A 1,085-nucleotide genomic window follows, 5' to 3' on the forward strand; every position below is an offset into this window, starting at 1 on the left:
GAACGCCTTCGCCATCACCTTCAGCGACCGCTTCCCAGCCGCTGAAACCTACTAACCAAGATCGCCGGAAACACCGTTAGCGAGACAGCCCCGCCGCAGTTGCCTGGTCTGGAGTTTTGGCTGGTAACCGGCGTGATCGAAGTCGTAGGTGAGTCTGCCGTCTAGCTGCGAATGTCGATGTTATTCGGTGGTTAGGTTGTGTGGTCGCACCGTCTGTCCATTGGGGCTAGTCGTGTAGCGGGCAGGCTTCCGTGTTTGTGTTGATCGATGAGATTGTGGGCTGGCGGGCGGGTCTGGATGATCTGCTGGCGCGATTCGCGCACCGGTTCGGGCGTGCCGAGCCGCGCCGGCAGGCGCTGAGTTATCTGGTCGGGTTGCTGTCGCCGCTGGCGAGTAAGAACGGCTGGACCCTGGCCGAGGCCGCCGGCGACACCATGCCGGACCGGATGCAACGGCTGCTCAACAAGTCAGCGTGGAACCCGGACGCTGTTCGCGACGATCTGTTTGCCTACGTGTCCGAGCATCTCGGTGACGACGACGGGGTGCTGATCGTCGACGAGACAGGATTCCTGAAGAAGGGCATCAAGTCGGCCGGGGTGCAGCGTCAGTACTCGGGCACGGCCGGGCGGACGGAGAACTGCCAGCTCGGGGTGTTCCTGGCCTATGCCAGCCCAGCCGGGCGCACGCTGATCGACCGGGAGCTGTATCTGCCCCGCGGCTGGTGCGACAACCTCGCCCGCCGTGAGGAGGCCGGCATCGCGGCCGGCGTTGGGTTCGCCACGAAACCCGCACTGGGCCTGCGGATGCTCGAACGCCCCATCACCGCCGGACTGCCAGCAAGGTGGGTCACCGCGGACGAGGCATACGGGCAGGACTCGAAGTTCCGGACCTGGCTGCAGCAGCGCTTCGGTTACGTCCTGGCCGTGCCCCGCAACCAGCGGGTCCCGACCACGGTGGGCAACTCCCGCCCGGACGTCCTCGCCGCCAACACACCGGCCCTGGCCTGGAAGCGTCGCAGCTGCGGCGCCGGTGCCAAAGGACCGCGACTCTACGACTGGGCGGTGGCCTCCCTGCCCGGCACCGCC

Annotated in this window: 1 protein-coding gene; it reads left to right on the forward strand. The window is 66.5% G+C overall.

Annotation, left to right across the window (positions count from 1 at the left end; translation table 11 throughout):
• Positions 1–260 precede the first annotated feature (260 nt).
• Positions 261–1,085, forward strand: an 825-nt coding sequence (locus tag AB0A95_RS34710; RefSeq protein WP_357559994.1) for an IS701 family transposase, incomplete at its 3' end; no start/stop codon positions are given.

The organism is Micromonospora sp. NPDC049230 (assembly GCF_040647875.1).
GTDB lineage: Bacteria > Actinomycetota > Actinomycetes > Mycobacteriales > Micromonosporaceae > Micromonospora.